At 69.7% G+C, this 24,978-nt stretch carries 24 protein-coding genes; 8 read left to right on the top strand and 16 right to left on the bottom strand.

Going from position 1 to position 24,978, the window contains the following annotated elements:
- Positions 1-13: 13 nt before the first annotated feature.
- The 4 genes from BLQ73_RS05690 to BLQ73_RS05675 are packed head-to-tail and all read right to left on the bottom strand — an operon-like array spanning position 14 to position 4,561.
- Complete coding sequence (locus BLQ73_RS05690; protein ID WP_093168979.1) at positions 14-1,582, bottom strand: bifunctional uroporphyrinogen-III C-methyltransferase/uroporphyrinogen-III synthase; 1,569 nt, start codon at positions 1,580-1,582, stop codon at positions 14-16.
- Entirely contained in the window at positions 1,579-2,490 is a 912-nt protein-coding gene (hemC, locus tag BLQ73_RS05685; protein WP_093168977.1) for a hydroxymethylbilane synthase, read from the bottom strand. The genes BLQ73_RS05690 and hemC overlap by 4 nt, the downstream gene beginning before the upstream one ends.
- Entirely contained in the window at positions 2,487-3,794 is a 1,308-nt protein-coding gene (locus BLQ73_RS05680) for a glutamyl-tRNA reductase (protein WP_093168975.1), read from the bottom strand. Before BLQ73_RS05680 ends, hemC begins: the two co-directional genes overlap by 4 nt.
- Positions 3,791-4,561 carry a redox-sensing transcriptional repressor Rex gene (locus BLQ73_RS05675; RefSeq protein WP_245690819.1) on the bottom strand — a complete coding sequence of 257 codons (771 nt, stop codon included), beginning with the start codon at positions 4,559-4,561 and terminating at the stop codon, positions 3,791-3,793. Before BLQ73_RS05675 ends, BLQ73_RS05680 begins: the two co-directional genes overlap by 4 nt.
- Positions 4,562-4,785: 224 nt before the next feature.
- On the opposite strand from BLQ73_RS05675, the gene BLQ73_RS05670 reads away from it, so the two are divergent.
- Positions 4,786-5,031: a glutaredoxin family protein gene (locus BLQ73_RS05670; protein ID WP_093168973.1), complete on the top strand. Its 246-nt coding sequence runs from the start codon at positions 4,786-4,788 to the stop codon at positions 5,029-5,031.
- Positions 5,032-5,120: 89 nt separating this feature from the next.
- Here the strand turns inward: BLQ73_RS05670 and BLQ73_RS05665 are convergent, their stop codons facing one another.
- Positions 5,121-7,274 carry a putative quinol monooxygenase gene (locus BLQ73_RS05665; protein WP_143020140.1) on the bottom strand — a complete coding sequence of 718 codons (2,154 nt, stop codon included), beginning with the start codon at positions 7,272-7,274 and terminating at the stop codon, positions 5,121-5,123.
- 217 nt (positions 7,275-7,491) lie between these two features.
- Between BLQ73_RS05665 and BLQ73_RS05660 the strand changes: the two genes are divergently transcribed.
- The 3 genes from BLQ73_RS05660 (at position 7,492) to BLQ73_RS05650 (ending at position 9,974) form a co-directional block, all read left to right on the top strand.
- The gene (locus tag BLQ73_RS05660) at positions 7,492-8,220 is read left to right on the top strand and encodes a sigma-70 family RNA polymerase sigma factor (RefSeq protein WP_093168970.1); all 729 of its coding nucleotides are present in this window, start codon (positions 7,492-7,494) and stop codon (positions 8,218-8,220) included.
- Between the two features lie 89 nt (positions 8,221-8,309).
- Entirely contained in the window at positions 8,310-8,999 is a 690-nt protein-coding gene (locus tag BLQ73_RS05655) for a DUF5667 domain-containing protein (RefSeq protein ID WP_143020139.1), read from the top strand.
- Between the two features lie 96 nt (positions 9,000-9,095).
- Positions 9,096-9,974: an HAD family hydrolase gene (locus BLQ73_RS05650; protein WP_093168966.1), complete on the top strand. Its 879-nt coding sequence runs from the start codon at positions 9,096-9,098 to the stop codon at positions 9,972-9,974.
- A 167-nt stretch (positions 9,975-10,141) separates the two neighbouring features.
- On the opposite strand, the gene BLQ73_RS05645 is transcribed toward BLQ73_RS05650, so the two are convergent.
- The 6 genes from BLQ73_RS05645 to BLQ73_RS05620 form a co-directional block, all read right to left on the bottom strand.
- The gene (locus BLQ73_RS05645; RefSeq protein ID WP_093168964.1) at positions 10,142-11,110 is read right to left on the bottom strand and encodes a lysophospholipid acyltransferase family protein; all 969 of its coding nucleotides are present in this window, start codon (positions 11,108-11,110) and stop codon (positions 10,142-10,144) included.
- Between the two features lie 2 nt (positions 11,111-11,112).
- Positions 11,113-12,156, bottom strand: a complete 1,044-nt coding sequence (locus BLQ73_RS05640) for an NAD-dependent epimerase/dehydratase family protein (protein WP_093168962.1) — start codon at positions 12,154-12,156, stop codon at positions 11,113-11,115.
- A gap of 24 nt (positions 12,157-12,180) precedes the next feature.
- Positions 12,181-12,279, bottom strand: coding sequence for a 30S ribosomal protein bS22 (locus BLQ73_RS05635; RefSeq protein ID WP_018654693.1), 99 nt, complete (start codon positions 12,277-12,279; stop codon positions 12,181-12,183).
- 197 nt (positions 12,280-12,476) lie between these two features.
- On the bottom strand, positions 12,477-12,680 hold the full coding sequence (locus tag BLQ73_RS05630) for a helix-turn-helix domain-containing protein (protein WP_093168960.1): 204 nt from the start codon (positions 12,678-12,680) through the stop codon (positions 12,477-12,479).
- A 305-nt stretch (positions 12,681-12,985) separates the two neighbouring features.
- On the bottom strand, positions 12,986-13,774 hold the full coding sequence (locus BLQ73_RS05625; RefSeq protein WP_093168958.1) for a phosphatase: 789 nt from the start codon (positions 13,772-13,774) through the stop codon (positions 12,986-12,988).
- A 20-nt stretch (positions 13,775-13,794) separates the two neighbouring features.
- Positions 13,795-14,958: an acetoin utilization protein AcuC gene (locus BLQ73_RS05620; RefSeq protein WP_093168956.1), complete on the bottom strand. Its 1,164-nt coding sequence runs from the start codon at positions 14,956-14,958 to the stop codon at positions 13,795-13,797.
- A 194-nt stretch (positions 14,959-15,152) separates the two neighbouring features.
- Between BLQ73_RS05620 and BLQ73_RS05615 the strand changes: the two genes are divergently transcribed.
- Entirely contained in the window at positions 15,153-16,349 is a 1,197-nt protein-coding gene (locus BLQ73_RS05615) for a sensor histidine kinase (RefSeq protein WP_093168954.1), read from the top strand.
- A 199-nt stretch (positions 16,350-16,548) separates the two neighbouring features.
- Here the strand turns inward: BLQ73_RS05615 and BLQ73_RS05610 are convergent, their stop codons facing one another.
- Both BLQ73_RS05610 and proC read right to left on the bottom strand, forming a co-directional pair.
- Entirely contained in the window at positions 16,549-17,826 is a 1,278-nt protein-coding gene (locus BLQ73_RS05610) for an MFS transporter (RefSeq protein WP_245690818.1), read from the bottom strand.
- 162 nt (positions 17,827-17,988) lie between these two features.
- Positions 17,989-18,783, bottom strand: coding sequence for a pyrroline-5-carboxylate reductase (proC, locus tag BLQ73_RS05605; RefSeq protein ID WP_093168952.1), 795 nt, complete (start codon positions 18,781-18,783; stop codon positions 17,989-17,991).
- Positions 18,784-19,046: 263 nt separating this feature from the next.
- Here proC and BLQ73_RS05600 point away from each other — a divergent pair, with 263 nt between their 5' ends.
- Both BLQ73_RS05600 and BLQ73_RS05595 read left to right on the top strand, forming a co-directional pair.
- On the top strand, positions 19,047-19,466 hold the full coding sequence (locus tag BLQ73_RS05600) for a hypothetical protein (protein WP_245690817.1): 420 nt from the start codon (positions 19,047-19,049) through the stop codon (positions 19,464-19,466).
- 253 nt (positions 19,467-19,719) lie between these two features.
- Positions 19,720-20,799: an NAD(P)/FAD-dependent oxidoreductase gene (locus tag BLQ73_RS05595; RefSeq protein ID WP_093168948.1), complete on the top strand. Its 1,080-nt coding sequence runs from the start codon at positions 19,720-19,722 to the stop codon at positions 20,797-20,799.
- Between the two features lie 125 nt (positions 20,800-20,924).
- On the opposite strand, the gene BLQ73_RS05590 is transcribed toward BLQ73_RS05595, so the two are convergent.
- The 3 genes from BLQ73_RS05590 to BLQ73_RS05580 are packed head-to-tail and all read right to left on the bottom strand — an operon-like array spanning position 20,925 to position 22,857.
- Positions 20,925-21,800, bottom strand: a complete 876-nt coding sequence (locus BLQ73_RS05590) for an LLM class flavin-dependent oxidoreductase (protein WP_093168946.1) — start codon at positions 21,798-21,800, stop codon at positions 20,925-20,927.
- A complete protein-coding gene (locus tag BLQ73_RS05585) occupies positions 21,797-22,318 on the bottom strand; it encodes a MarR family winged helix-turn-helix transcriptional regulator (RefSeq protein WP_093168944.1) in 522 nt (173 codons plus the stop codon). The genes BLQ73_RS05590 and BLQ73_RS05585 overlap by 4 nt, the downstream gene beginning before the upstream one ends.
- Positions 22,315-22,857: a hemerythrin domain-containing protein gene (locus tag BLQ73_RS05580; RefSeq protein ID WP_176955289.1), complete on the bottom strand. Its 543-nt coding sequence runs from the start codon at positions 22,855-22,857 to the stop codon at positions 22,315-22,317. Before BLQ73_RS05580 ends, BLQ73_RS05585 begins: the two co-directional genes overlap by 4 nt.
- Before the next feature lie 240 nt (positions 22,858-23,097).
- Here BLQ73_RS05580 and dnaK point away from each other — a divergent pair, with 240 nt between their 5' ends.
- A complete protein-coding gene (gene dnaK, locus BLQ73_RS05575; protein WP_093168939.1) occupies positions 23,098-24,969 on the top strand; it encodes a molecular chaperone DnaK in 1,872 nt (623 codons plus the stop codon).
- Positions 24,970-24,978 lie beyond the last annotated feature (9 nt).

The raw sequence follows: 24,978 nt of genomic DNA, 5'->3' as shown, positions 1-24,978 counted from the left end.
AGACGGACAGGGCCTACTTCATCCGCCGACGGGCTCCTCGGCGCATCTGCGAAGGCTTGCGGGGCACCTCGCCCGCTTCCACGGACGCCTGCCGCATCTTCGCGCCGTACTCCGCGAGCGCGGCGCCGAGCGCGGAAGCCGATGGCTTGTCCGCCATCACGTCGACCCGCAGGCCGAACTCCTCGGCGGTCTTGGCGGTCTGCGGGCCGATGACCGCGATCACGGTGACGTGATGCGGCTTGCCCGCGATACCGACCAGGTTGCGGACCGTGCTCGACGAGGTGAACAGCACCGCGTCGAACCCGCCGCCCTTGATCGCCTCGCGGATCGGCGCCGGCGGCGGAGCGGCCCGGACCGTGCGGTACGCCGTGACGTCGTCGCACTCCCATCCGAGCTCGGTCAGGCCCGCGACGAGCGTCTCGGTCGCGATGTCGGCGCGGGGCAGCAGGACGCGGTTGATCGGGTCGAGCATCGAGTCGTAGGGCGGCCACTCCGCGACCAGGCCCTCGGAGGACTGCTCCCCCGTCGGCACGAGGTCGGGCTTGACGCCGAACTCGATCAGCGCCCGCGAGGTCGCGTCGCCCACGGAGGCCACCTTGAGGCCGGCGAACGCCCGGGCGTCCAGGCCGTACTCCTCGAACTTCTCCCTGACCGCCTTCACCGCGTTGGCGCTGGTGAACGCCACCCACTCGTAGCGGCCCGTGACGAGCCCCTTGATCGCACGGTCCATCTGCTGCGGGGTGCGGGGCGGCTCGACCGAGATCGTCGGCACCTCCTCGGGCACCGCGCCGTACGACTGGAGCTGCTCCGACAGCGCCGCCGACTGCTCCTTGGTGCGGGGCACGAGCACTCGCCAGCCGAACAGCGGCTTGGTCTCGAACCACGACATGCGCTCGCGCATGCCGACCGCGTCGCCCACCACGATCAGCGCGGGCTCGGTGATCCCCGCGTGCTTGAGGTCGGCCTGGAGCCGGGCGAGCGAGGACACCACGGTGTACTGCTCGGTCGTCGTGCCGCCGCTGCTGACGGCGACCGGCGTGGTGTCGGCCTTGCCGTTCGCGATGAGCGCCTTGGCGATCGGTACGGCTTCCGCCACGCCGTTGTAGATCACGAGCGTGCCCGGGCAGGCGGCGTGCGACGCCCAGTCCTGCTCCTGCGCCGCGTCGACGATCCGGAACTCGGGCACGGCCGTCGCCGGCGGGATGCCCGCGTAGGTGAGCACCGCCGTCGCCGGCGGGACACCCGGCACGATCTCGAAGTCCACCTCCGCCTTCGCACAGGCCGTGACCTCGTCGGTGATCGACGAGAAGAACATCGGGTCGCCCGCGCACAGCCTGACGACGACCTTGCCGTCCTTGGCGGCGTGTACGGCGTGCGCCGTCAGCTCCCCGTCGAGGATCTCGGCCTCCTGGCGGCAATGCCGCAGGAGCGCGCCGTACGCCTCGCGGTCCAGGACCACGATGTCGGCCCGCGAGAGCAGGTCGGCGCCCCGAAGGGTCAGAAGGTTCTCGTCACCGGGGCCGGCGCCGACGAAGGCGACGAATCCGGTCTGGTGCTCGGAGGCTGGACTTGCGGAGCTCAATGGGACTGCTCCCCCATCAACATGTCGGCCCCCTCCCCGATCATGGCGGACGCGAGGTCGCGTCCGAGCTCCATGGCCGAGTCGGAGGATCCGGCGGTGGACTTGCGGACCGCACGTGCGCCGTCGATGCCGACGACGACGGCGGTCAGGTTGAGAGTGTGCCCGTCCGCGAGAGCGAACGCACCCACGGGCGCGGAACACCCGGCCTCAAGCGCGGCGAGCACGGCCCGTTCGGCCGTCACCGCCGCCCTGGTCTGCGGGTCGTCGAGCGCGCGCAGCAGCTCGATCAGCTCGGGCCGGTCCGCGGGGCACTCGACGGCGAGGGCGCCCTGCCCGGGGGCGGGAAGCATCTCCTCGACCTCGAAGGTCTGGGCGATCTCGTCGTCGCGCCCGATCCTGAACAGCCCCGCGGCGGCCAGCACGACCGCGTCCAGCTCGCCCGCGTGGACCTTGGCGATCCTGGTGTCGGCGTTGCCGCGGATCGGGACGTAGTTCAGGTCGGGCCGGAGCATCCGGAGCTGCGCCACCCGCCGGGGCGAGCCGGTGCCGACGGTGGCGCCGGGCCGCAGGTCGGCGAGCTTCAGCGGGCCGACCAGGGCGTCCCGGTGATCGTGCCGGGCCACGACGGCGGCCAGCGAAAGCCTTTCGTCCGGCGCGGTCGGCAGGTCCTTGAGCGAGTGGACCGCGAAGTCGATCTCGCCTTCGACGAGCTTGTCACGCAGCGCGCTGACGAACACGCCCGTGCCGCCGAGCTGCGCGAGATGCGCCTTGGTCACGTCGCCGAAGGTCGTCACGCCGACCAGCTCGACCGGCCTGCCCGTCGCGGCGGTGAGCCGGTCGGCCACCATCTGCGACTGCGTGGTCGCCATCAGACTCCGGCGCGTGCCGAGGCGCAGGGGCGTTGTCACCGGTCCACCTCCGTGTCGATCGTCTCGGGCCGTCCCACGGCCTCGGGCACCTTCGGATCCAAGTCGAACAGTTCGCGCAGGGCCTCCGCATAATGATCACCCGCGGAGGAGGCGGCGAGTCGTTTGACACGCACGGTCGGCTCGTGAAGCAGCTTGTCCACCACGCGCCGCACGGTCTGCGTCACCTCGTCGCGCAGTCTGCCCTCGATCTCGGGCACCCGCGCGGCCAGCCTGCCGAGCTCGGCCTCCACCACGTCGGCCGCCTTGCTGCGCAGCGCCACGACGGTCGGGGTGACCCGTGCCGCGCGCTCCCCTTCAAGATATGCCTCGACCTCGACGCACACGATTCGTTTCGCGGACTCGATCGCCTCGGCGCGTTCGGCGCCCTGCGCCGCGACCCCGGACTCCTGCATCGACTCCAGGTCGACGAGCGTCACTCCGTCGAGGGCGCGGACGGCCGGGTCGATGTCGTGCGGCAGGGCGAGGTCCAGCAGGAACAGCGGCCTGTCGCGCGGCTCGATCATGTCCGGCGTGATCACCAGGCTGCCGGCGCCGGTGCAGGACACGACGAGGTCGGCTTCCGTCAGCTCGTCGGCCACCTGGTCCAGCCGTACGGCACGCCCGCCGACCGTCTCGGCGAGCCGTACGGCACGCTCGAACGTGCGGTTCGCGACCACGATGTCGGTGACGCCCTCGCGGGCCAGTGTCGCCGCCGTCAGAGCGCTCATGGACCCCGCGCCGACCACCAGCGCGCGCTTGCCCGCCACCGGGCCGATCTCGCGCTCGGCCAGGGTGAGCCCGACGCCCACCAGGGAGGCGCCGGCGCGGTCGATGCCGGTCTCGGTGTGGGCGCGCTTGCCGACGCGCAGCGCCTGCTGGGCGAGCTCGTTGAGGGACTGGCCGAGCGTGCCCTCCTGCTGGGCCAGTTTGAGCGCCTGCCGTACCTGCCCGAGGATCTGGCCCTCGCCGAGCACCATGGAGTCCAAGCCGCAGGCGACGGAGAACAGGTGTTCGACGGCGCGGTCGGCGTAGTGCACGTAGAGGTGCGGCGTCAGCCGCTCGACGGGGACGCCCGAGTGGGCGCTGAGCAGCGCGGTCAACGCGTTCAGCGCGCCGTGGAACCGGTCCACCCCTGCGTAGATCTCCACGCGGTTGCAGGTGGAGATCACCATGACCTCGGCCACCGACTCGTCCCGGTGGGCGTCGTGCAGCAGCTTGACCAGCGCGTCGCCGGACACGGACACGCGTTCAAGCAGCGCCACCGGCGCGGTGCGGTGACTCACTCCCAGCGCGAGCACGGTCATTGCGACTCCCGCTCGCCGGTGCCCGCCGGATCCGCGGATCTCACGGAACCCAGGGAACCCACGACATCCGAAGAGATCGAAAGGTTCACCGCCTCGGGCCACTCCTCGGCCATTACCGGCCCCCCACTCATCCGATCCGCTTTGCGCTGCTCGTGGAACGCCAGGATCTGCAGTTCTATAGAAAGGTCGACTTTACGGACATCGACGTCATCAGGTACAGACAGGACGACCGGAGCGAAGTTCAGGATGCTTGTGACTCCCGCCGACATCACGCGGTCGCAGACCTGCTGCGCCTTCGCCGCCGGTGTCGCGATCACCGCGATGGACACTCCCCGGCGCCGGATCACGGCCTCCAGGTCGTCGATGTGCTCCACATTCAATCCCGCGATGTGGTCGCCCACCACGTCGGGGTCGGCGTCGAAGAGCGCGGCAACCCTGAAACCGCGCGACACAAACCCACCATAGTTCGCCAAAGCCCGACCAAGGTTACCGACGCCGATGATCGCGACGGCCCAGTCCTGCGTCAGGCCGAGTTCACGGGAGATCTGGTAGATCAGGTATTCGACGTCGTAGCCCACCCCTCGCGTGCCGTACGACCCGAGGTGGGAAAGGTCCTTGCGCAGCTTCGCCGAATTCACCCCCGCCGCCACCGCCAGGTCCTCCGAGCTCACCGTCGCGACCCCGCGCTCCGCCATCCCGTTGAGCGCCCGCAAGTAGAGCGGCAACCGGGCTACGGTCGCCTCGGGTATGCCACGGGCTTGGGACATTCGGCGGGTCACGTGCCGGAGCTCCAGGGGGACAGGTCGTCCGGCGCGGCTCTGCCGCTGGCGCGGAAGCGACGGATTACGGGATTATCGAGGTGAGGACACTGCTCCCCCAGGTTAATCCCTTTGTGAACCGACGCACAAAGTCGGTACGGCAACGCGGCCGCAGCCCCGGCCCCTTCCAGGGGTCACAGGCGGCCCCCGGCGCGTCGGCTACGGTGAACGCCATGGCCGACACGACCCACCGCATCACGCTGCTCGGAAAGCCCGGCTGCCACCTCTGCGACGACGCCCGAGCCGTCGTCGAACGGGTCGCCGGCGATCTCGGTGTGACGTGGGAGGAGCGGGACATCACCGGCTCGCCTGAGCTTTACGAAAAATACTGGGAGATGATCCCGGTGACCTTGGTGGACGGGGTGCAGCATGACTACTGGCGGGTCGACGAGGCCCGCCTCCGCGCCGCCCTCTCCTGACCCCGGCACCTCTCGCGCCCCGGGCCCGCCTCACGGGCCCCGGACACCGTGTACGGCACGGGCCCCGGCGGGGCCGTGCCGTACATCGTTCAAGGTTGGAACGCCGTCGGGAGAGGCACGACCTTGGCGGCGTTGACGTTCAGCTCGATCACGTTGGTGGCCAGGACGAGCGGCTGGCGTTCGGTGACGAAGCGCTCGACATGGGGCCGGCGCTGGTGCTCGGCGTAGGCGACCTGGTCACGGTAGATCTCGTAGACGATGCGCTGCAGCGGCGCGGACTTGACGCTGTGGCAGGCGAAGATCAACGTGTCGGGTTCGGTGCGCTGGACCGCCTCGACGGTGTCGTCGGCGAGGCGGTCGAAAGCCTCGCCCGCGCCGTCCATGAGGGTGAAGACGGTGAGCATGCCGAAGATGTTCGGCGAGGGACGGCCGCCTCCTGCGCCGCCGGTGTCGCCACCGGGCCCGATGTGGGCGTTGCCCGCCTGGGCCCCTGCCGACCAGGTGCCGTCGGAGCGGCCGGCGTCCGACCAGGTGGTGTTGGAGCCGCCTGGTGCGCTGTGCGAGCCGTACGCCAGGACGTCGGGCCGGCCCGCCCCCAGCGGGTCGTGCCCGAAGGAGCCCGGACCGGCTCCCGCGCCGCCCCTCATACCGCCGACCGGTCCACCGGGAGCTCCCGTACCGCCGGGGACCGCCGGGCCTTGGGGCGGGCCGGCGTAGTTGGCGACGTCGATGCTGGAGATCATGCCGGTGGCCGGCATGTCGGGGTCGAAGCCCGGGTCGTACGGCCGCGCCTGCGAGCCGGCCTGGTCGCCGTATTCCGACGGCGGGCTCCCGTAGACCTGCCTGTCGGGCGGGGCTCCGTAGTCGGGGCGGCGGTGCCTGTCGTCCTCGGACATGCCGTACGCGGCGAGTTCGCCGGGCATGATCTGCCCGGTCGCGGGACCGCCGAAGGGGTCGTCGTCGAACGCGCCCGGACCGCCGTGGCCACCCAGACCACCCGGCCCGCCAGGGCCACTGGGACCTCCGGGGCCACCCGGCCCGCCAGGGCCGCCTAGCCCGCCGTGCTGCCCTGAGGCGGTGGCGTCGGCGTAGTCGCCCCGCCACCGGCCGCGCCCGTCGTCGACGCCATGGCCCGATCCGTCCGGTCCGCCCGGTCCGCCCGGTCCGGGCCATCCGGGGCCGTCGTGGAAGGCGTCCGGCCGACCGTGGGCCGCTCCGGGCCCTCCCGGCGCCATGCGTGCGGAGTAGTCGACCTCGGCCTCGCCCGCGCGGTATTCCGCGACGAGATCGCCGAGGCCGGATCTGCGGGGCTGCTCGACGGGTGCCATGGGCCCGGTGCGCCCGCGGCGGGAGGGCTGCGCGGCGGGGTCGGGCTGCGCCCCGCCTCTTCCCGCCCGGTCGCCGCCCCGGCCTCCGGGCCGCTCGCCGACCGGCGCGCCGTCACCCCCGTCGTCACCCCTGCGGGCGCCGGCGCGGTCACCCGCGCGGTCCGCACCTCGGCCACGCTCTCCCCTGCGGGAGCGGCCCCATTCCTCGTCGTCGATCTCGTCGTCCTCTTCCTCGTCGTCTTCGTAGGGGGCGAGCGGGCGGAGCACCGAGTACCAGATCGCGGCGGCGGTCGCGGCGAGCAGGATGACGGTGAGCGGCCCGGGCAGCCCTAACGTGCCCGACGCGATGAGTGCGAGGCCGGTCGGCACCAGCACCAGCGCGGCGTGCATGTTGTCGGCGTCGTAGTCGTCGCCCCCGCGCCCCCGCATCACGGCGATCACCAGGGTGGCGATCAGCACCAGTGCGGCGATGATGTGCGCGGCGAGGAGGGCGTAGGACGGCGGCCATTTCCAGTGCAGGTCGGCTGCGGGGAGCGCCTTGCCGAACTTGTCGGCGGCGTTGAGCGGGTCGAACAGGAGGACCCCTGCGGCGACCACGCTGAACCCGATGCTGGTCAGCCAGGCCGCGAACTTGACGGGGACCTTGCCCGTCAGCAGTTGGACGAGACCGACGGCGAGATAGACCGGCGCGAGGAATGAACCGGTGAGCTGGAGGAGCCGGAACGTGGACGGCCCGAACCCGATCAGATGGCCGGTGGCGACCATGCCGAGAGCGACGCACAGCGAGGCGGTGACGACGCTCCAGGCGATCAGCCAGCCGGTGGTCTCCTCCCGCAACCGCCCGATGAGCGCTCCGGTGGCGATGGCCGACAGCAGGGCTCCGGCGAACGCGATGACGGCGACAACGACTTCCATGGTGCCCCCAATGCTGCCGGACATCGCCCCCGTGCGGGTAGCCGGTGTGGTGGACGCCGCACCTGGCCCTCCCCTCGCGGGGGCGCACGCGAGTGCATCGCTCCACCCGGAAGTCACCGAATACGTACAGCAGAGACTGCGGAATGGATTGTGTAATTAAGCTTTGATTTCTAGAGTGGGCGAGCACGCCGCACCCCATTCTCCCCAGGGATACCGGATGCCTGATACATGGCCGTTCGCCGGGCTACTCCCTTCAGCCGCCGCAGGGGTGGCGCAGCCCGCACCGCCGCGTGACCTTGCCGCGCAGAAGGACGTGCACAAAGGCGCGCGCAGAGACGCCACTCGAAGTGACTCCACGCACAAGTCCCCCGCCCACGAGGAACTCGCGCCGTCTAAGGGCGACGACCTGAAAACGTTAGTGCTGCGGGCCAAGACGGGCGACGCCGAAGCGTTTGGCACGCTCTACGATCGCTACCTTGACCTGGTCTATCGCTACATCTACTTCCGTGTGGGTTCTCACACGCTCGCGGAGGATCTGACTAGCGAGACCTTCCTCCGCGCGCTCCGGCGAATCACCGATTTCACCTGGCAGGGGCGCGACTTTGCCGCCTGGTTGGTGACGATCGCCCGCAATCTCGTGACCGATCATTTCAAGTCCGGTCGTTACCGACTTGAGGTGTCCACGGCGGAAGTACTCGACACCCCGCTGGACGGTCCGCACATCCCCGAGAACGCGGTTGTGACCGCCATCACAAACGAGAAGGTGTTGCGCGCCGTACGCGACCTCAAAGCCGACCAACAGGAATGCGTGGTGCTACGTTTCCTGCACGGAATGTCACTCGCCGAGACGGCCCTCATCATGGGCAAGAAGAACGGCGCGATCAAAGCACTGCAGTTCCGAGCGGTGCGCGCGCTCGCCAGGGCGCTCTCCAACGAACTTCGTTGAAGTTTCACCTACCGCGTAACCTTGAATGCGACTCGTCGTTAGGCAAGTAACACCGATAGATCATCGTGCGGGGGCGGCAGGGAGCGTTCATGCGTTGGTTGCGGCCCGGGCGGCGGCTGCCCGGTGCCTCGCGGAGAGCGCAGGCACACCTACTCGAACAACACCTGACCGGGATGAACACGCGCCTGGGCGGCGGCCCACGGGGCGAGTTCCGGTCCAGACTCCGTGAAGAACTCTGGGCGGCGGCTCAGGCCGGGGAGGGCGCGGACGATACCGACCCGGAACGCGGAACACCGTCGGGAGGCCGAGGGCGAGGCATTCACCTGATGGCCCAGGTGATCAGCCTGATGCTCGGCGGGATGGTCTTGATCAGCGGGTTCGCGGCGTACGGCTCGGTGCCGGGCGACGTGCTCTACCCGCTCAAGCGCGCGGCCGAGAACACCCTGCTCAACCTCAGCACCAGCGACGTGGAGAGGGCCCAGCGCGAGCTGGTCTCCGCCCGCACCCGGGCGGAGGAGGTCGCCGCGCTCCTCGGCTCCCCCGAGCGGGGGAACCTGGTCGGAACCACGCTGAAGGACATGGAGGTCACCACGCGCCTCGCCATCGACACCCTGAGCAGGGTCAGACACCGCGGGTCGGGCGAACGCGCCGACCTCCAGCGGTTCGCCAAGGAGCAGCGCAACATGGTGGAGCCCATGCTGCGCCAGATGGACGCGGAAACCCAACGCCAGGCCAATGGCTACCTGAACCTGATCGATGGGCTGGCCTCGCCGGATTAAAGGCTTCGTGGGCGGTGCCGTATGAGACCCGCCACCACGCGGTGTTCACCTGACTCTTACGGGTTCGTCCACTCACGGCGGTTAAGCTGAGCGGCTATGAGGCGGCTATTGCGACGGCGTCACGGGGTCGAGGCCGAGATGGCAGGCGAGGTGGCGGCCGCGGCCGCGGTGGTCACCGCGCCCGTGGCCGAGCCCGACCCCACCGCGGCCGCCTTCTTCGACGTCGACAACACGATGATGCGCGGCGCTTCGATCTACCACTTCGCCCGCGGGCTCGCGGCCCGCGGTCTGTTCACATCCCGTGACCTCTTCAGGTTCGCCCTGGGCCAGGCCCTGTTCCGCCTCGGGGGGAGCGAGAACCCCGTGCACATCGCGCAGGCCAGGGAGACCGCCCTGGCCTTCGTGGCGGGCAGCGAGGTCGCCGAGGTCGTACGGCTCGGCGAGGACATCTACGACGAGGCGATGGCCGACCGCATCTGGGCGGGCACCAGAGCGCTCGCCCAGAGCCACCTGGACGCCGGCCAGCGGGTGTGGCTGGTCACCGCGACCCCGGTCGAGCTGGCCAGGGTGATCGCCCAGCGGCTCGGCCTGACCGGCGCGCTCGGCACGGTGTCGGAGACCAAGGACGGCGTCTACACCGGGCGGCTCGTGGGCGACCTGCTGCACGGCCCGGCCAAGGCCGAGGCCGTACGCGCCCTCGCCCGGCGCGAGGGTCTGGACCTGTCCCGCTGTACGGCCTACAGCGACTCGGCCAACGACCTGCCGATGCTGTCGCTGGTCGGCAACGCGTACGCGATCAACCCCGACGCCGAGCTGCGCGAACACGCGCGGAGGAACGGCTGGGAGATCCGGGACTTCCGCACCGGGCGCAAGGCCACGATGATCGGCCTGCCCATCGCGGCCGGCGCGGGGGCCGTCGCCGGCGGCATCGCCGCCGCCGTGGCGCTGCGCAGGCTCTACCGCTCCCGGCGCTGAGTCCGCCCTGTGGGCTCCCTGCCCGCCGCCGGATCGCCCCCGCCGGATCGCCCCTGCCGGATCGCCCGCGCCAGGGCCATGCATCGGGGTCACGCATCGGGGTCACGCATCGGGGTCACGCATCGGGGTCACGCATCGGGGTCACGCATCGGGGTCACGCATCGGGGTCAGAAGAGCGGCGGGAAGGCGTGCCCCCGACGCAGGCGCAGCTCGTTGAGCATCTGCTGCATGATCTCCCGCACATGGTCGGTGAGGTTGAAGACCAGCATCGGGTCGTCGGCCGCGCCGGGATCGTAGTCGTCGGTGCGGATGGGCTCCCCGAACTCGATCATCCACTTGGACGGCAACGGGATCAGCCCGAGCGGCCCGAACCACGGGAAGAGCGGCGTGATCGGGAGGTAAGGCAGCCCCAGGATGCGGGCGAGCACCGGCAGATCGCCGATCTTCGGATAGATCTCCTCGGCCCCCACGATCGCGCACGGCACGATGGGCACCCCGGCGCGTATGGCGGAGGCCACGAAACCGCCCCTGCCGAACCGCTGCAGCCGGTAGCGCTCGGAGAACGGCTTGCCGACCCCCTTGAACCCTTCGGGGAACACCCCGACCGCCTCCCCCTTGCGCAGGAGCCTGTCGGCGTCCTCGCGGCAGGCCAGCGTGTGGCCGGTCTTGCGGGCCAGGTGGTTGAGAACGGGGAGTTGGTAGACGAGGTCGGCTCCGAGCAGGCGCAGGGGCCTGCCGACCTCGTCGTGCATGGCGACCTGCAACATCAGGGCGTCCAGCGGGAGCGTGCCGGAGTGGTTGGCGACGATCAGGGCGCCGCTCTCCGCGGGCACGTCGCCCGCTCCCAGGGTCTCGACCCGGAACCACGTGCGGTACAGCGGCCGCATGAGTTCGAGCGTGACCTTGTCGGTCAGCTCAGGGTCGAACCCGAACTCGTCGACCTCGTAGTCGCCGGCGACCCTCCGGCGCAAGAAGTCCATGAAGCGGGTCAGGTGGTCGACGCGGCGCTCGGCCCCGTGATCTCCGCGCGCCTCATCGGCGTCGTAGGCGTGGCCGTAAGCGTCGTAGGCCCTGTCTCGGCCCTTCCCGAATGGGATGACCCGTCCCGGCCGGTCGTCGTCAGGTGCGGATCGCATTGTCACTCACCCCCGGTGTCTCCACGGGGACGGACCAGCTCCGCCACCGCGTCGACCAACGCGACCGGGAGCCCGCCCGGCATCCCGTGGGCGCGGAGGAAGTCGTCGAAGGCGGCCGCGGTGGTGAACTTCGGCTTCCATCCCAGTTCGTGGGCCAGTCGTGCGGTGTCGACGGCCCGGCCGTGGCTCAGCAGGCTGAGCTGCTCCGGCGAATACTCGAGGATACCGGCCCGCCGTACGGCCTCGCCGAGCACGCGGAACGCGGGCGAGGGAAGCGGAACCGTGAGCCGTCCCGTGCGCCGCACGCACTGGGACATCGTCAGGACGCCGTCGCCCGCCACGTTGAAGGTGCCGGGGTGGTCTTCCACGGCCATGCGGCGCAGGACTTCGACCGCGTCGTCCTCGTGGACGAACTGGAGGCGCGGGTCGAAGCCCAGCACGGTCGGCAGCACGGGCTTGACGAAGAACCGGGTGAGCGGCGAGGACACGGTCGGCCCCATGAGGGGGGCGAACCGCAGTAACGACACCGGGATGTCGGGGCGGCGCCGGGCGAAGCCCCGCACGTAGCCCTCGACTTCGATGGCGTCCTTGCCGTAGCCGTGGTTCGGCGTGTCGGCCGCCTCTAGATCTTCGGTGAAGACGGCCGGGTCGTGGGACGACGAACCGTAGACAGCGGTGGTCGAGCGCACGACGACACGCCGCACGGTGGCCGACCGCTGGCAGGCGGCCAGGAGCTGCATCGTCCCGATGATGTTGTGCTCCTTCATGGAGTCCCTGCCCGCGCTACGTGAAGGAGCGCTGACCAGACTCAAATGCACAACGGTGTCGATGTCGGCTACCGACATCACATCTGCGATGTCGGAACTGCGCAGATCGACCCGGACGAACTGCGCGCGACCCGATGGGTCATACGACCTGCCCTGACTCCAGGGCGGTGCGGTGTCCACTCCGATGACGCTGGCGACATCCGGGTCGGACGCGAGAACGCCCGCCACTCGGGCGCCGATGTGGCGTGAGACCCCTGTGACAAGCACGGTGTGGGTCATCGGCGCCTCGCAGGTCCCGCGTTACTACTTCTTGTTGCGCCGCTGGATGCGGGTCTTCTTCAGCAGCTTGCGGTGCTTCTTCTTGGCCATGCGCTTACGGCGCTTCTTAATCACAGAGCCCACGGGACCCCCAGGTAGCGGTAGACGTCAAACCGGTGCACGAACGCACACCGGGCCAACAGACTACCGGCGATCCACGGTAGATCGGTCCCTGGGGGGACCCCGCGCATCAGCCATTCACGGCATGCCGTCGCATACCGCTACATGATGTGAAGCGCCGGGCCCTCGGCAACCTTTCCCGGTATGCCGGGACCGTGGCCTCACCCTGCCGCGATGTAGGCATCCCGCAGATAGTCGTGTACCGCCTTCTCGGGCACTCGGAACGACCGGCCGACCCTGATGGCCGGCAGTTCGCCTGAGTGTACGAGCCGGTACACCGTCATCTTGGACACCCTCATGACCGTGGCCACCTCGGCCACCGTCAAGAACTGCACCTCACTGAGAGGTCTTTCGACTGCACCCATCGGACGCCTCTTCCGCACGTGTATCCGGGTTATCCCCACTGGTGCCATTGCTCACGCACGTGTACTGCTGTCAGCGTAAGTCCGGACCCCGAACGCGCAAACCCCCCATTTCATCAGCCATCGGTGTCCTATGTCCGTGAAACCCGAGAAGTGCCAGGCCAGCAGCCACCGCAGGGCCCTGGCCACGCACTGGAACGGGCCAACTCCCTCACCATCAGCCTCGCCCAGCGGCCTCAAAAAGTTGGCAAACGCGGGGGGTGTGACGAGGAATGCAGGCGCGAAATACACGTATAAGGTGGGCCGAATCAGGCTCCTAGGGCGCGGGTGACCTGCGTTACCAGATAATCAGCCAACGGAGCGTAGTAACGCGGAAGCACGTGGTCATCGAGCGGCACGACGGCCGCGAGCTTGCCTTCGGCCTCCCCCACGAAGAGCGCCGGGTCGTTGCTGTCGGCGAAGCCCACCGTGAGCAGACCCGCCTCCCCCGCGGCGCCCGCCCAGCCGTGGTCGGCGATGACCAGGTCGGGCCGGTCGTCTCCGAGCTCGGCGAGCATCGCACGCATCGGCTCGGCCTCGTGGGAGTGGACGAAGGCGCCCTTGTCCGAGAGGATCGCCACGCCTTCGAGGTAGCGGATCGAGCGCCTGCGACCGAAGTACGGGTTGACGTGCTCGAAGCCCTCGGCGGGCTCAAGCAGGGTGGCTCCGTGCGCCACCGCGAGCCGCCCCAGCGCCAGGTGCACGGGCAGCAGCCCCGCCGGGTGCCCCGTGGCCAGCAGCACCCGCGCTCCCGGTACGGCGAGAGCCCCCGCGATGACCTCCGCCATCTCGTCCAGCGCGTCGAGCACGCGCTCGGGATCGATGGTGTCCTGGCCCGTGAGATGCTCGGGGTCGGGGACGACTCCCGCGGCCTTGGCCATCAATGCGAGGATGTCGCGGAACGGCCACGGCTCCGAGAGGGTGAGCCCGAGCATGAGGTAGGGGTCACGCTCCGCCAGCAACCGATAGTGATCGAGGTTGTTTTCCCTGCTGGTTGCGACATCTCCAGCGATTCTGGTGCGTATCAGGTGGTCGCGTAGTTCATCCCGGCTGGGCAAGTTGACCTCCGGAAGGCCCCTCAGGGGAGAGGGTCGAGTCCATGTAGGGGAAAGACCGCCTTCCGCGTCGCCACGATGGAGCGGTCGACGGCGTCACTAGGGTCATAACCATCAGTGAAGTCGTAAAATTCCGGGCTACGACCGTCGGTCATCGTCAAAGGCGGTACCTCACCAGTTTTTTCCGTCGCAAACTCCCGCCACCGCGCCGGGGTCGGGGTCGTCGGCTCGACCGGATCGCCCGCGGCCTCCGCGATCAGATGCGTCCATGCCCGGGGCACCACCTGGACCAGCTCATAGCCACCGCCTCCGGTCGCGATCCAGCGCCCGCCGGCCGTCTCATGGGCCAGGCTGTGGAGCACGGCATACGCCGTACGCTGCCCGTCGATGCTCAGCATGAGGTGCGCGAGCGGATCGAGGGCATGGCTGTCGCAGCCGTGCTGGGTGACGAGCACCTCGGGGGCGAACTCCCTCAACAGCGGCGGCACGACCGCGTGGAACGCCCGCAGCCAGCCGCCGTCGCCGCACCCGACGGGAAGGGCCACGTTGACGGCGGTGCCTTCGGCGCCGGTCTCCGTGGGGAAGCCGGTGCCGGGGAACAGGCTCGTCGGGGTCTCGTGCAGGCTGATCGTGAGGACGCGGGGATCGTGCTCGAACATGTATTGCACCCCGTCGCCGTGGTGCACATCGACATCGACGTAGGCGACCCGCTCGGCCCCCTGGGAGAGCAGCCAGGCGATCGCGACGCCGGGGTCGTTGTAGACGCAGAAGCCGCTCGCCGCGCCCGGCATCGCGTGGTGGAGGCCGCCCGCGATGTTGACGGCGTGCTCGGCCCTCCCCGTCCACACGGCTCGCGCGGCGGTCAGCGTCGCCCCCGCGATCAGCGCCGACGCCTCGTGCACGCCGCGGAAGGCCGGGGTGTCGCCGGGCCCGAGGCCGCGGCGCAGATCGGGCTCACCGCGCGCGGAGACCGCCTTGACCGCCTCGATGTAGTCGCGGTGGTGGACGAGAGCGAGTTCGTCGTCGGTGGCGGCGGCGCATCCGGTCAGCTCGACCCCGTCGAGCACGCCGAGCTCACGTGCGAGCGCCATGGTCAGCTCGACCCGGATAGGAGCCATCGGGTGACCGGGCCCGAAGTCGTAGGAGGTGAGCGCGTCGTCCCAGACAACCCACACGGACTCACTCATGGAGGGCTCCCCCTCGTAAACGGCTCTCCCGAGGGCGTGTGGAGGGCGGCCGCCCCCTCCCTCCAGGGAGCCGACGTTACCGCACCGGGCCGATCCGGCGATCATTCGGCGGAGCCGTACGCCCTTGGGTAACGCTTGTTCTCAATCCTTAGACTATTTCGGCAGATCATTGAGCAAACACGTAATCTCTGGGTATGCGCATGCGGAGCACCCAGACCGCGTGGAAGGCCGACCGGTGGGCCCGCGCCCTGAACATCTGCCTGGTCACCGTCGTGTGGCTGCTGGAGACGCTCAGCTCGCTCATCCTCTTCGAGCTGGGCCGGCAACCGCCCCGCCCGCCTTCCCTAGGCTTGGGCGCGTCGCTACTCCTGTGCGCCGTCGGCGCCCTCGCCCTGCTGCGGAGGCGCAGTCACCCCCTGCACGTCCTCGGCGTCGTGGTGGCGGCGGACATCGCGCGAGCCGCGCTCGTCCACACCGACAGCACGCTGTTCGGTCCCGCGGCGCTGGTCGCGTTCTACAGCGTGGGCAAGTACACAAGGTCGAAGGTCAGTTGGATCACCTGCGCCGTGACCATGGCGCTGTACATCGGCGCCTCGGCCCTCCTCACCTACGTGCGCACCGGCACGGTCGGCCACGTCCTGAGCTTCGCATTCGGCCCCCTGCTGGTCATCGTGGTCGGGCAGGTCATACGTCTACGCCTCGAACTGCGCAGGCGTGCGGCACGGCAGGCCGCCGACGAGGCGGTGCGCGCCGAGCGCAGACGCATCGCCCGCGAGCTCCATGACGTGGTGGCCCACCACATCAGCGTGATCAGTGTCATGGTCGGCGCGGCCCGCACGAACATGGCCAGGCGCCCCGACAGCGCCCAGGAGGCGCTCGCCACCGCGGAAAGCACCGCCAGGGAGGCGCTCGGCGAGATGCGTCAGCTCCTCAACGTGCTGCGGGCCGACGGCACCGGCCCGGATGAGGCCCCCGACGACCCCGCCGCGGCGCCGACGGCGGGTACGGCGGCGCTCCCCGACCTCTTCACCCAGGTCAGACAGGCCGGCCTGCCCGTTGAGCTGCGGGTGGAGGGCGACGCCGTACCTCTGCCCTCGGCGATCGACCGCGCGGTCTACCGGATCGTGCAGGAGGCCCTCACCAACACGCGCAAACACGGCGGCGGGGCCCGCGCCACGGTACGGCTGGCCTATACGGACTCCTCCGTCGAAGTCGAGGTGCTGGACGACGGTGTCGGCGTCTCCGGCGGGAGCGGTGGACACGGATTGTCCGGCATGGCCGAGCGCGTCGCGCTCTGCGGCGGGCAGTTGCAGACGGGGACACGGGAAAGCGGCGGCTTCCGGGTCATGGCGAAGATCCCGCTGCCCGTCCCCCAGAAGGACAAGGCGTGATCACTGTGAAGCGGTTCCGGTGACTTCGGGAGTGAGACCGGGCTTCTGGTCGCCTCCCCCACGGGTACTTCCAAGGTCGGCGCGACCGACGGGCTCCTCGGCCCGTGGGCCGGGCTCGGGGTCTACACGCTGTGGGCCGTGGTCATCCTGGCGATCGGCGCCGTACTGCTCCAGCGGCGCGACGCCTGAGGGGACTCTCCTACGAAACGGGCTGGGGCCCCGCAGCCGGGGTCGGCGCGGGGTCGGCGCGGCGCAGGCCGCGCACCGCGGGAATGAGAAGCAGCGTGAGCAGGCCGGTGACGGTGACCGCCGTGGAAAGCCACAGCATCGCCGTGGCCCCCGCAGAGAGGGCCTGAGCGCCCGGGGCACCGGTCAGGCCGCCCAGCAGCGAGGCGATCGGCCCTGCGAGGGCCTGGCCGATCGGCATCGCGAAGATCGACCCGCCGATCTCGTAGGCGCTCACGCGGTTCAGCACGTCGGGGGCGACGTGCGTCTGGATGCTCGTCGCCCACATCACCGACCAGAAGGCCCATCCGGCGCCCCCCAGTACGAACCCCGCCATGACCATAGGGAGGGGTGCGGCGAGGGCGATCGTCAGCGGTTGCAGGGCGAAGCCGAACATCGCGACGGCGCCCGCCGCCAGCGGGCGCCGCGGGCGTAGCCGCATGGCGACCAGGCCGCCGAGGATCGTGCCCGCGCCGCCGGCCGACAGCACCAGGCCATAGGCGGACTCGCCGGCGTTCTCCGTCACCAGCAGCGCGCCGAGCGGAATCATCGGGCCGAACAGCGTGATGCCGAAAACCACCCACACCAGGATCACGCTCCACATCCAGGTGCGCGATCTGAACTCGGTCCACCCCTCCCGCAGGTCGCGGATCACTGAGGTCTTCGCGGTGGCGTCACGTTCCACCTCCACGCGCATCAGCAGCAGGCACAGCGCGCTGAGCGCGAACCCGCCGGCCTCGACGGCGAACACCACCCCCACCCCGGCGGACGCCACCAGGACTCCGGCCAGCCCCGGCCCTACCAGCTGCATGACCGACTCGGACACGCGCAGGGCGGCATTGGCCTGCTGTACATCGCGGGCCACGCGGGGCACCGTACTCGCCACGCCGGGGAGGAACATGGCCGCGGCGGCACCGGTGATCGCGGAAAGCAGGATGATCTGCCACAGGGCCGGAACGCCGGTGAAGAACAGGGCGGCCAGACATCCCTGGGACAGCATGCGCACGGTGTCGGCGCCCACCATCATCCGGCGCGGGGTGAAACGGTCGCCGAACACCCCGCCGAACAGGATGAGCAGCGCCATCGGCGCCATCCCGGCGGCCAGCGCCAGCCCTACGCCGGTCGGGCCGTGGTCCTTCTGCACGCCGAGCGCCGTGGCCACGGGCAGCATGCCGTGCCCGAGCATCGACACCGTGCGGGCCGCGAAGAAGAGCCGGAAGTCCCTCGACCATATCGAAGGTCCTTGTGCCACGAGCCGACCTCATTTCACCTGCGGCCATCCCAGGGAAATGATGCCTTTGAATTGGAAACTTTCCTAAGGCTTTTCAGCCCGGACTGATTCGCGGTCGGGGCGGGCTCTGCGGTCGGGGCGGGCTCCGCGGCCCCGGGAGCTCTGCGGCCCGACCTCCCGGCGTCAGCCGGCGGCCAGCTCGCGGCCCCGGTCGCGTGCCGCCTCGATCGCGGCGAGGAAGGCCGCGCGCACGCTGTGGCGCTCAAGCTCGGCGATCGCGGCGATCGTGGTGCCACCGGGCGAGGTGACCGCCTCGCGCAGGATGACCGGGTGCTCGCCGGAGTCCCGGAGCATGATCGCCGCACCCACGATCGACTGCGTCACCATGTCAAGCGCCGCCGAGCGCGGCATGCCGAGCAGGATGCCGGCGTCGACCATGGCCTCGACCAGGTAGAAGAAGTAGGCCGGGCCGCTGCCCGACAGCGCGGTGGCCGCGTCCTGCTGCGACTCGGGGATGCGCAGCACCTTGCCGACGGGCTTCAGCAGCTCCTCCGTGTGGCGCAGGTGCTCCTCGCCCGCGTGGGCGCCCGCGGAGATCACGCTCATCGCCTCGTCGACCAGCACGGGGGTGTTGGACATCACCCGGACCACCGGCACGTCCGTGCCGAGCCGCGACTCCACGAAGGCGGTCGTGATGCCGGCCGCCGCGGAGATCACGAGCCGGTCGGCGGGGACGTAGGGCTGGATCTCCGCCAGCAGCCCCGCCATGTCCTGGGGCTTGACGGTCAGGATGAGGGTGTCGGCGGATTTGGCGGCTTCGATGTTGGACACCACGCGCACGCCGTAGCTCTCACGCAGCGCCTCGGCACGCTCCACCCGGCGTGCCGTCGCCATGATCTGGCCGGATTTGAAGCCCGCCCGAAGCAAGCCCGACATGAGGGCTTCGCCCATCTTGCCGGTCCCCAGAATCGCGATCATGTCAGCGTCCCCCGTGGAGTGAGCGGAGTGATGTGTGTCGGCCACGACGATGCAGCCTACCGGCGTCCGCGCGCGAGGCCCGTGCCGTACGGCACCGCCCGCGTGACCACCTCACGCATGTCCATCTCCCGCGTGTACGTCTCCCGCGTGTACGTCTCCCGCGCGCCGCCGACGCCACTGCCGTGTGAAGCGAGGAGCGTGAACCATGGCCGCGCGCGATCCGTGGTGAGGATATGCGAAAGGCCTTACTGATTACCGGATGCATGGCGTTGACCCTCACTGCGGCGGCCCCCGCGCTCGGCTCCACAGCTCCCCCTGCGGCCCCCGCGCTCGGCTCCTCGTCTCCCCCGCCGGCGGATGACCGGCCACGGCCCACCAAGCCCGTCGGGAACGCGATCAACCCGCGGCCGGTGCCGTGGACCAGCGCCAAGGTCACCTCGAAGGGACGGGCGATCACACTGGTGTGGTGGTCGGGCGTCGCACCTTGCACCGTGCTGGACCGGGTCAAGGTCAAGCGCACGCCCAAGCGGGTCATCGTGACGCTCTACGAAGGCGCCGCCCAGAATGCGGCGTCCATGTCCTGCATCGCCCTCGCCGTACAGAAGACCACCACGGTGAAGCTCAAGCACCCCGTCGGCAAGCGCAAGGTCGTCGACGGAGCGCGGCTGCGCGCGCCGCGGTGAGGGAGCGGGCGGCTACCTGGGGAACAGGGCCGCACGCGCCCGTCTAGCGCTCGCCGCGAGCCGGATGCGCTCACGCGCGGCGGCGGGTGAGCGCACGTGCCCCGGGACAATCCTCACCGGCCTGTTTCGGGCCGCCCGCCCTTGCCCGGCTCCGCCAATTGGTGGGCCGTCGACGGAATAGTTGAAAGCTCCAACTACTTTAGTTCGCTGTACCTACCTTGTACTCAGTGAACCAACGGTAAGGAGCCTGAATATGAGCGCGACCGTAGTGGTCATCGGAGGAGGGTACGGCGGAACCGCAGCCGCCAAGGCCCTCGACGACAAAGCCGACGTAGTGCTCGTCGAGCCCCGTGACGCCTTCGTCCACAACGTCGGAGCCCTCCGGGCCATCGTCAAGCCCGACTGGATGCCGAACATCTTCATCCCCTACGACGGCCTCCTCGCCAAGGGCCGCGTCGTGCGCGACCGCGCGGTCAGCGTCGAGCCCCACCAGGTCACGCTGGCCTCCGGGGAGAAGCTCAAGGCCGACTACGTCGTCCTCGCCACGGGCTCCACCTACCCGTTCCCGGCTAAGACCAACATGGACGACAGCGCCGCGGCCCAGGACAAGTACCGCACGGCCCATGGGGAGCTGGCCGCGGCCAAGCGCGTCCTGCTGCTCGGCGCGGGTCCGGTGGGCCTGGAGTTCGCCGGCGAGATCAAGGCCGAGTGGCCCGACAAGCAGGTCGTCATCGTCGACCCCGTCGCCGACATCCTGGCCGACTTCGCCCAGGAGCTCCGCGAGGAGATCCGCTCCCAGCTCGCCACGCTGGACGTGCAGCTCGTGCTCGGCAGCGCCCTCACCCACGAGCCGGAGACCCCCATCGGTGTCCAGGGCGACATCACCGCGACCACCCAGGCCGGGACGACCGTGGAGGCCGACATCTGGTTCCGGTGCTACGGGGTCAACCCCGTCACCGACTACCTGGCCGGTTCCCTGGCCGCCGCGCGGGAGGCGAACGGCCAGATCAAGGTGACCGACACGCTCCAGGTCGAAGGACACGACACGGTGTTCGCCATCGGCGACATCACCACGGTGCCCGAGGCCAAGCGGGCCGGCTCGGCGATGCGCCACGGCGACGTGGTCGCGGAGAACATCGCCGCCCTCATCGCCGGTGAGGACAAGCGCTCCACCTACGAGGTGGGCGAGCCGCTCATCCTGCTGCCGCTCGGCCCGAGCGCGGGCGCGAGCCAGCTCCCCGGCATGGGCGTTGTGGGCGCCGAGGTCACCTCGCAGTACAAGGGCGCCGACTTGATGCTCGGCCGCTTCAACGAGCTCCTCGGCCAGGTGTGAGCCCGCGCGCCGGGTCCCGTGCCGTGGGGGCTCGGGACCCGGCGCCTTCGCTCCTGCCACCGGGTTCGATCATCGATCCCGCAGTCGGGCCCTGGAGCCGGGCCCTGCCGTCAGGCCCCGCCGGTCTAGCCGCGGCGCGCAAGGGCGGCGCGCACCGCCGGGGCGACCTCCTCGGCGAAGATCTGCGACTGGCGCTCCCGGTCCTCGGTGGGCCAGAACACGAACATGTTCATCTCGTACTCGGTGTAGAGCGCGGTGATCGTCTCCACCCACCGATCCACGGGGCCTTCCAAGGCGCCATTGCCCTTGCCACCGATGAGTCCCATGAGGTTGTAGAGCCGCACGATACGGTCGGGGTCCCGCCCGGCCTCCTTGGCCGCGCCGGTGATGATCTCGTTGAGCGCGGGCAGCTTCGCCGGCGGGACATACGCCGCCGACACCGACCACCCATCGGCCTTCGCCCCGATCAGCGCGGCCGCCCTGGGGCCCGTCGCTCCCACCCAGATGCCGATCTCGTGCGCCGGCGACGGGCCCGGCTGCGTGCCCGCCAGGCGGTAGTGCTCGCCCTCGAAGGAGAACGGCCGCCCCGCCCAGGTGGCCCTCAGGATGTCGATGGCCTCCGACAGCGCCTCACGCGCCTCCCGGGTCGTACGGCTGGGGCCGCCCATACCGCTGATCGCCTCGGCGAACGCCCCGGCGCCGAGCCCGAGCTCGAACCGCCCGCCGGAGAGCGCGTCGATGGCGGCGGCCTGCTTGGCCAGCATGGCCGGAGGACGCAGCGGAAGATTCGCGACGTTAGGGAAGAACCTCACCTTCTCCGTGCGGGCGGCGAGCCAGGTGATGACGGAGAAGGTGTCGTAGAAAGTGGGGTTGTATGGATGGTCCTGGATCCCCACGTATTCAATGCCGCTGCGCTCGGCGATGCCGACGATGCGCTGCGCCGCGTCCATGCCCCCGGCGACGCCGTCGGCGTTGAGCCCGAACTGCACTTGGCGTTTCATATCTGGTCACTCCTTGTTTCAGGTGGTCCTACCGGGGATATCCCCGCAACCCTGTCAAGCACTGCCGCGAGGCTGTCGTGCTCGGCCGGCGTGAGCCGGTCAAGCAGCACCTCGCGGAGGGTGTCGGCGTGCACGGGCGCGGCACGGCGGAGCTGTGCCGCGCCCGCCTCCGTGATGGAGATCAGCACGCTGCGCCCGTCGTCCGGATCGCGTTCGCGCCGCACCAGGCCCCGGTATGCCAGCCGGGCGATCATCCGGCTGAGGGAAGGCTGCGACAGCCGTACGGCGGGCTGCAGATCGCCGAGGCGCAACCCCGGCGGGGCGACTCGGTTCAGCCGGAGTAGGACCTCGAAGTCGTTCATGCTCAGGCCGCAGGATTCGGTCAGGGCCGCGCTGAGGCGGTCGGTCACCAGGGCGTGAGCCGTACTCAACGCCACCCAGGCCCGGGCACAGGAGTAGGCGTCGTGGTCGCGGTCGTCGTCGCCGTCGTCGTCGCGGTGGGCGGGCTCGTCGGTCAAGGCGTCAGGTCCTGCGACATGTAGGGCCAGTGGGTCCAGGTGCGGATGGTGTCGAACACCTGCTCCTCCTCGTACTCGAGGTGGGCGAGCAGGTCCGTGGCGAGGCTTCGGAGGGCGACCGCGAGCCGTTCGCGATTGGCGGTGGTGTCGCCCCGGAACAGGGCGTCGGCCGCCGCCTCGACCTCGTCGAGCTGGTCGGACACCCGGTCGTGGTCGGCGTTCAGCTTGTCCACCACTGGAGCGAGCGCCGGGTTGGTCCGTTTGAGGGCGGGGAACATCCACTGCGTCTCACCGCGGTGGTGCGAATGCACGAAGCGGCAGTAGCGCATGCAGTTGATCCGCAGGTGCCAGAGGGGGCCGTTCGTCGAGAGGCGCTGGATCGTGTCGAGGGCCTCCTGCGGCGGCATGCCGGCCCCGACCTCCTCGGCCATCCAGGTCACCGTCTCAAGGTCGCGCCGGATGGTGTCGTGCACCCAGCGGAGCTCGGCCACGAGGGCTTCGCCTTGGGGAGTCGGCATACGGCCCTGCGGCATCGCCATCGTCGGCACCTCCTGTGAACTGCGATTCCATACGCAACACAGGATATATACGTGCGCATGCATCATATGCCCGACCCCCCTCCCCTCGGGGCGCGCGCACGACTCGGAGAGACCGACCGAAGGGGAATGAAGCCGCGCACTAGAAGGTTGAGCCCTATACACTCAAGTCGTTTGACAAACGTCAGGCGCGCTCCCAATATTGAGTCGGACCGACTCAACTTTGACTACAAGGACGTACTCATGGCACGTGCGGTAGGAATCGACCTGGGGACGACCAACTCCGTCGTCTCGATCCTCGAGGGCGGTGAGCCCACCGTCATCACCAACGCGCAGGGCTCCCGGACCACGCCGTCCGTGGTCGCCTTCGCGAAGAACGGCGAGGTCCTCGTGGGTGAGGTGGCCAAGCGTCAGGCCGTCACCAACGTCGACCGGACGATCCGCTCAGTCAAGCGGGAAATGGGCACGAATTGGTCCGTCGAGATCGACGGCAAGAAGTTCACGCCCCAGCAGATCAGCTCGTTCGTGCTGCAGAAGCTCAAGCAGGACGCCGAGTCCTACCTCGGCGAGAAGATCACCGACGCCGTGATCACCGTCCCTGCCTACTTCAACGACGCGCAGCGCCAGGCCACCAAGGAGGCCGGCCAGATCGCGGGCCTCAACGTGCTCCGCATCATCAACGAGCCGACCTCGGCCGCCCTGGCCTACGGCCTGGACAAGGAGAAGGACGAGACCGTCCTGGTCTTCGACCTCGGCGGCGGCACCTTCGACGTCTCCCTGCTCGATGTCGGCTCCGACGAGGACGGCCACGGGTTCGTCGAGGTCAAGGCCACGAGCGGTGACAACCACCTCGGCGGCGACGACTGGGACCAGCGTGTCGTCGACGAGCTGGTCAACCGCTTCAAGAACGCCCACGGCGTCGACCTTTCCAAGGACAAGATGGCCCTGCAGCGCCTGCGCGAGGCCGCGGAGAAGGCCAAGATCGAGCTCTCCAGCCAGTCGGAGACCTCTATCAACCTGCCCTACATCACCGCCTCCTCCGAGGGCCCGCTGCACCTGGACGAGAAGCTCACCAGGGCCGAGTTCCAGCGGCTGACCTCCGACCTGCTCGACCGGTGCAAGGGCCCGTTCCACCAGGTCATCAAGGACGCCGGCATCAAGGTCTCCGACATCAACCACGTGGTGCTCGTCGGCGGCTCGACCCGCATGCCCGCCGTCACCGAGCTGGTCAAGGAGCTGACGGCCGGCAAGGAGCCCAACAAGACGGTCAACCCGGACGAGGTCGTGGCCATCGGCGCGGCGCTCCAGGCCGGTGTGCTCAAGGGCGAGGTCAAGGATGTCCTCCTGCTCGACGTGACCCCGCTGTCGCTGGGCATCGAGACCAAGGGCGGCATCTTCACCAAGATCATCGAGCGCAACACGACCATCCCGACCAAGCGCTCCGAGGTCTTCACCACCGCCGAGGACAACCAGCCCTCGGTCCAGATCCAGGTCTACCAGGGCGAGCGCGAGATCGCCTCCGCCAACAAGAAGCTCGCCACCTTCGAGCTGACCGGCATCGCCCCGGCGCCGCGCGGCATCCCGCAGATCGAGGTCACCTTCGACATCGACACCAACGGCATCGTCAACGTCTCCGCCAAGGACCTCGGCACCGGCAAGGAGCAGTCGATGACGATCACCGGCGGCTCGGCGCTGCAGAAGGACGACATCGCGCGCATGATGCGCGAGGCCGAGTCCTACGCCGAGGAGGACAAGCAGCGCCGCGAGGAGGCCGAGGTCCGCAACAACGCGGACGCCCTCGCCTACCAGACGGAGAAGTTCCTCCGGGAGAACGACGACAAGGTGCCCTCCGACGTCAAGGCGGAGGTCGAGTCCTCGCTCTCGGACCTGAAGAAGGCCCTGGAAGGCACCGACGTCCCGGCGATCCGCGCGGCGGCCGAGACTCTCGCGACCGTCAGCCAGAAGATGGGTTCGGCGATCTACGCCCAGCAGCAGAGCTCGGGCGACGGCCAGGCGCAGTCCGCCGACGGCCAGGCCCAGGGCGCCGGAGCCAAGGCCGACGACGACGTGGTCGAGGCCGAGATCGTGGACGACGAGCCCAAGAAGGACAAGTGACCTTCGCGG

The sequence above is a fragment of the Sinosporangium album genome, from assembly GCF_900100605.1.
Lineage (GTDB): Bacteria > Actinomycetota > Actinomycetes > Streptosporangiales > Streptosporangiaceae > Sinosporangium > Sinosporangium album.
This window is presented reverse-complemented; position numbering and strand designations above follow the sequence as displayed.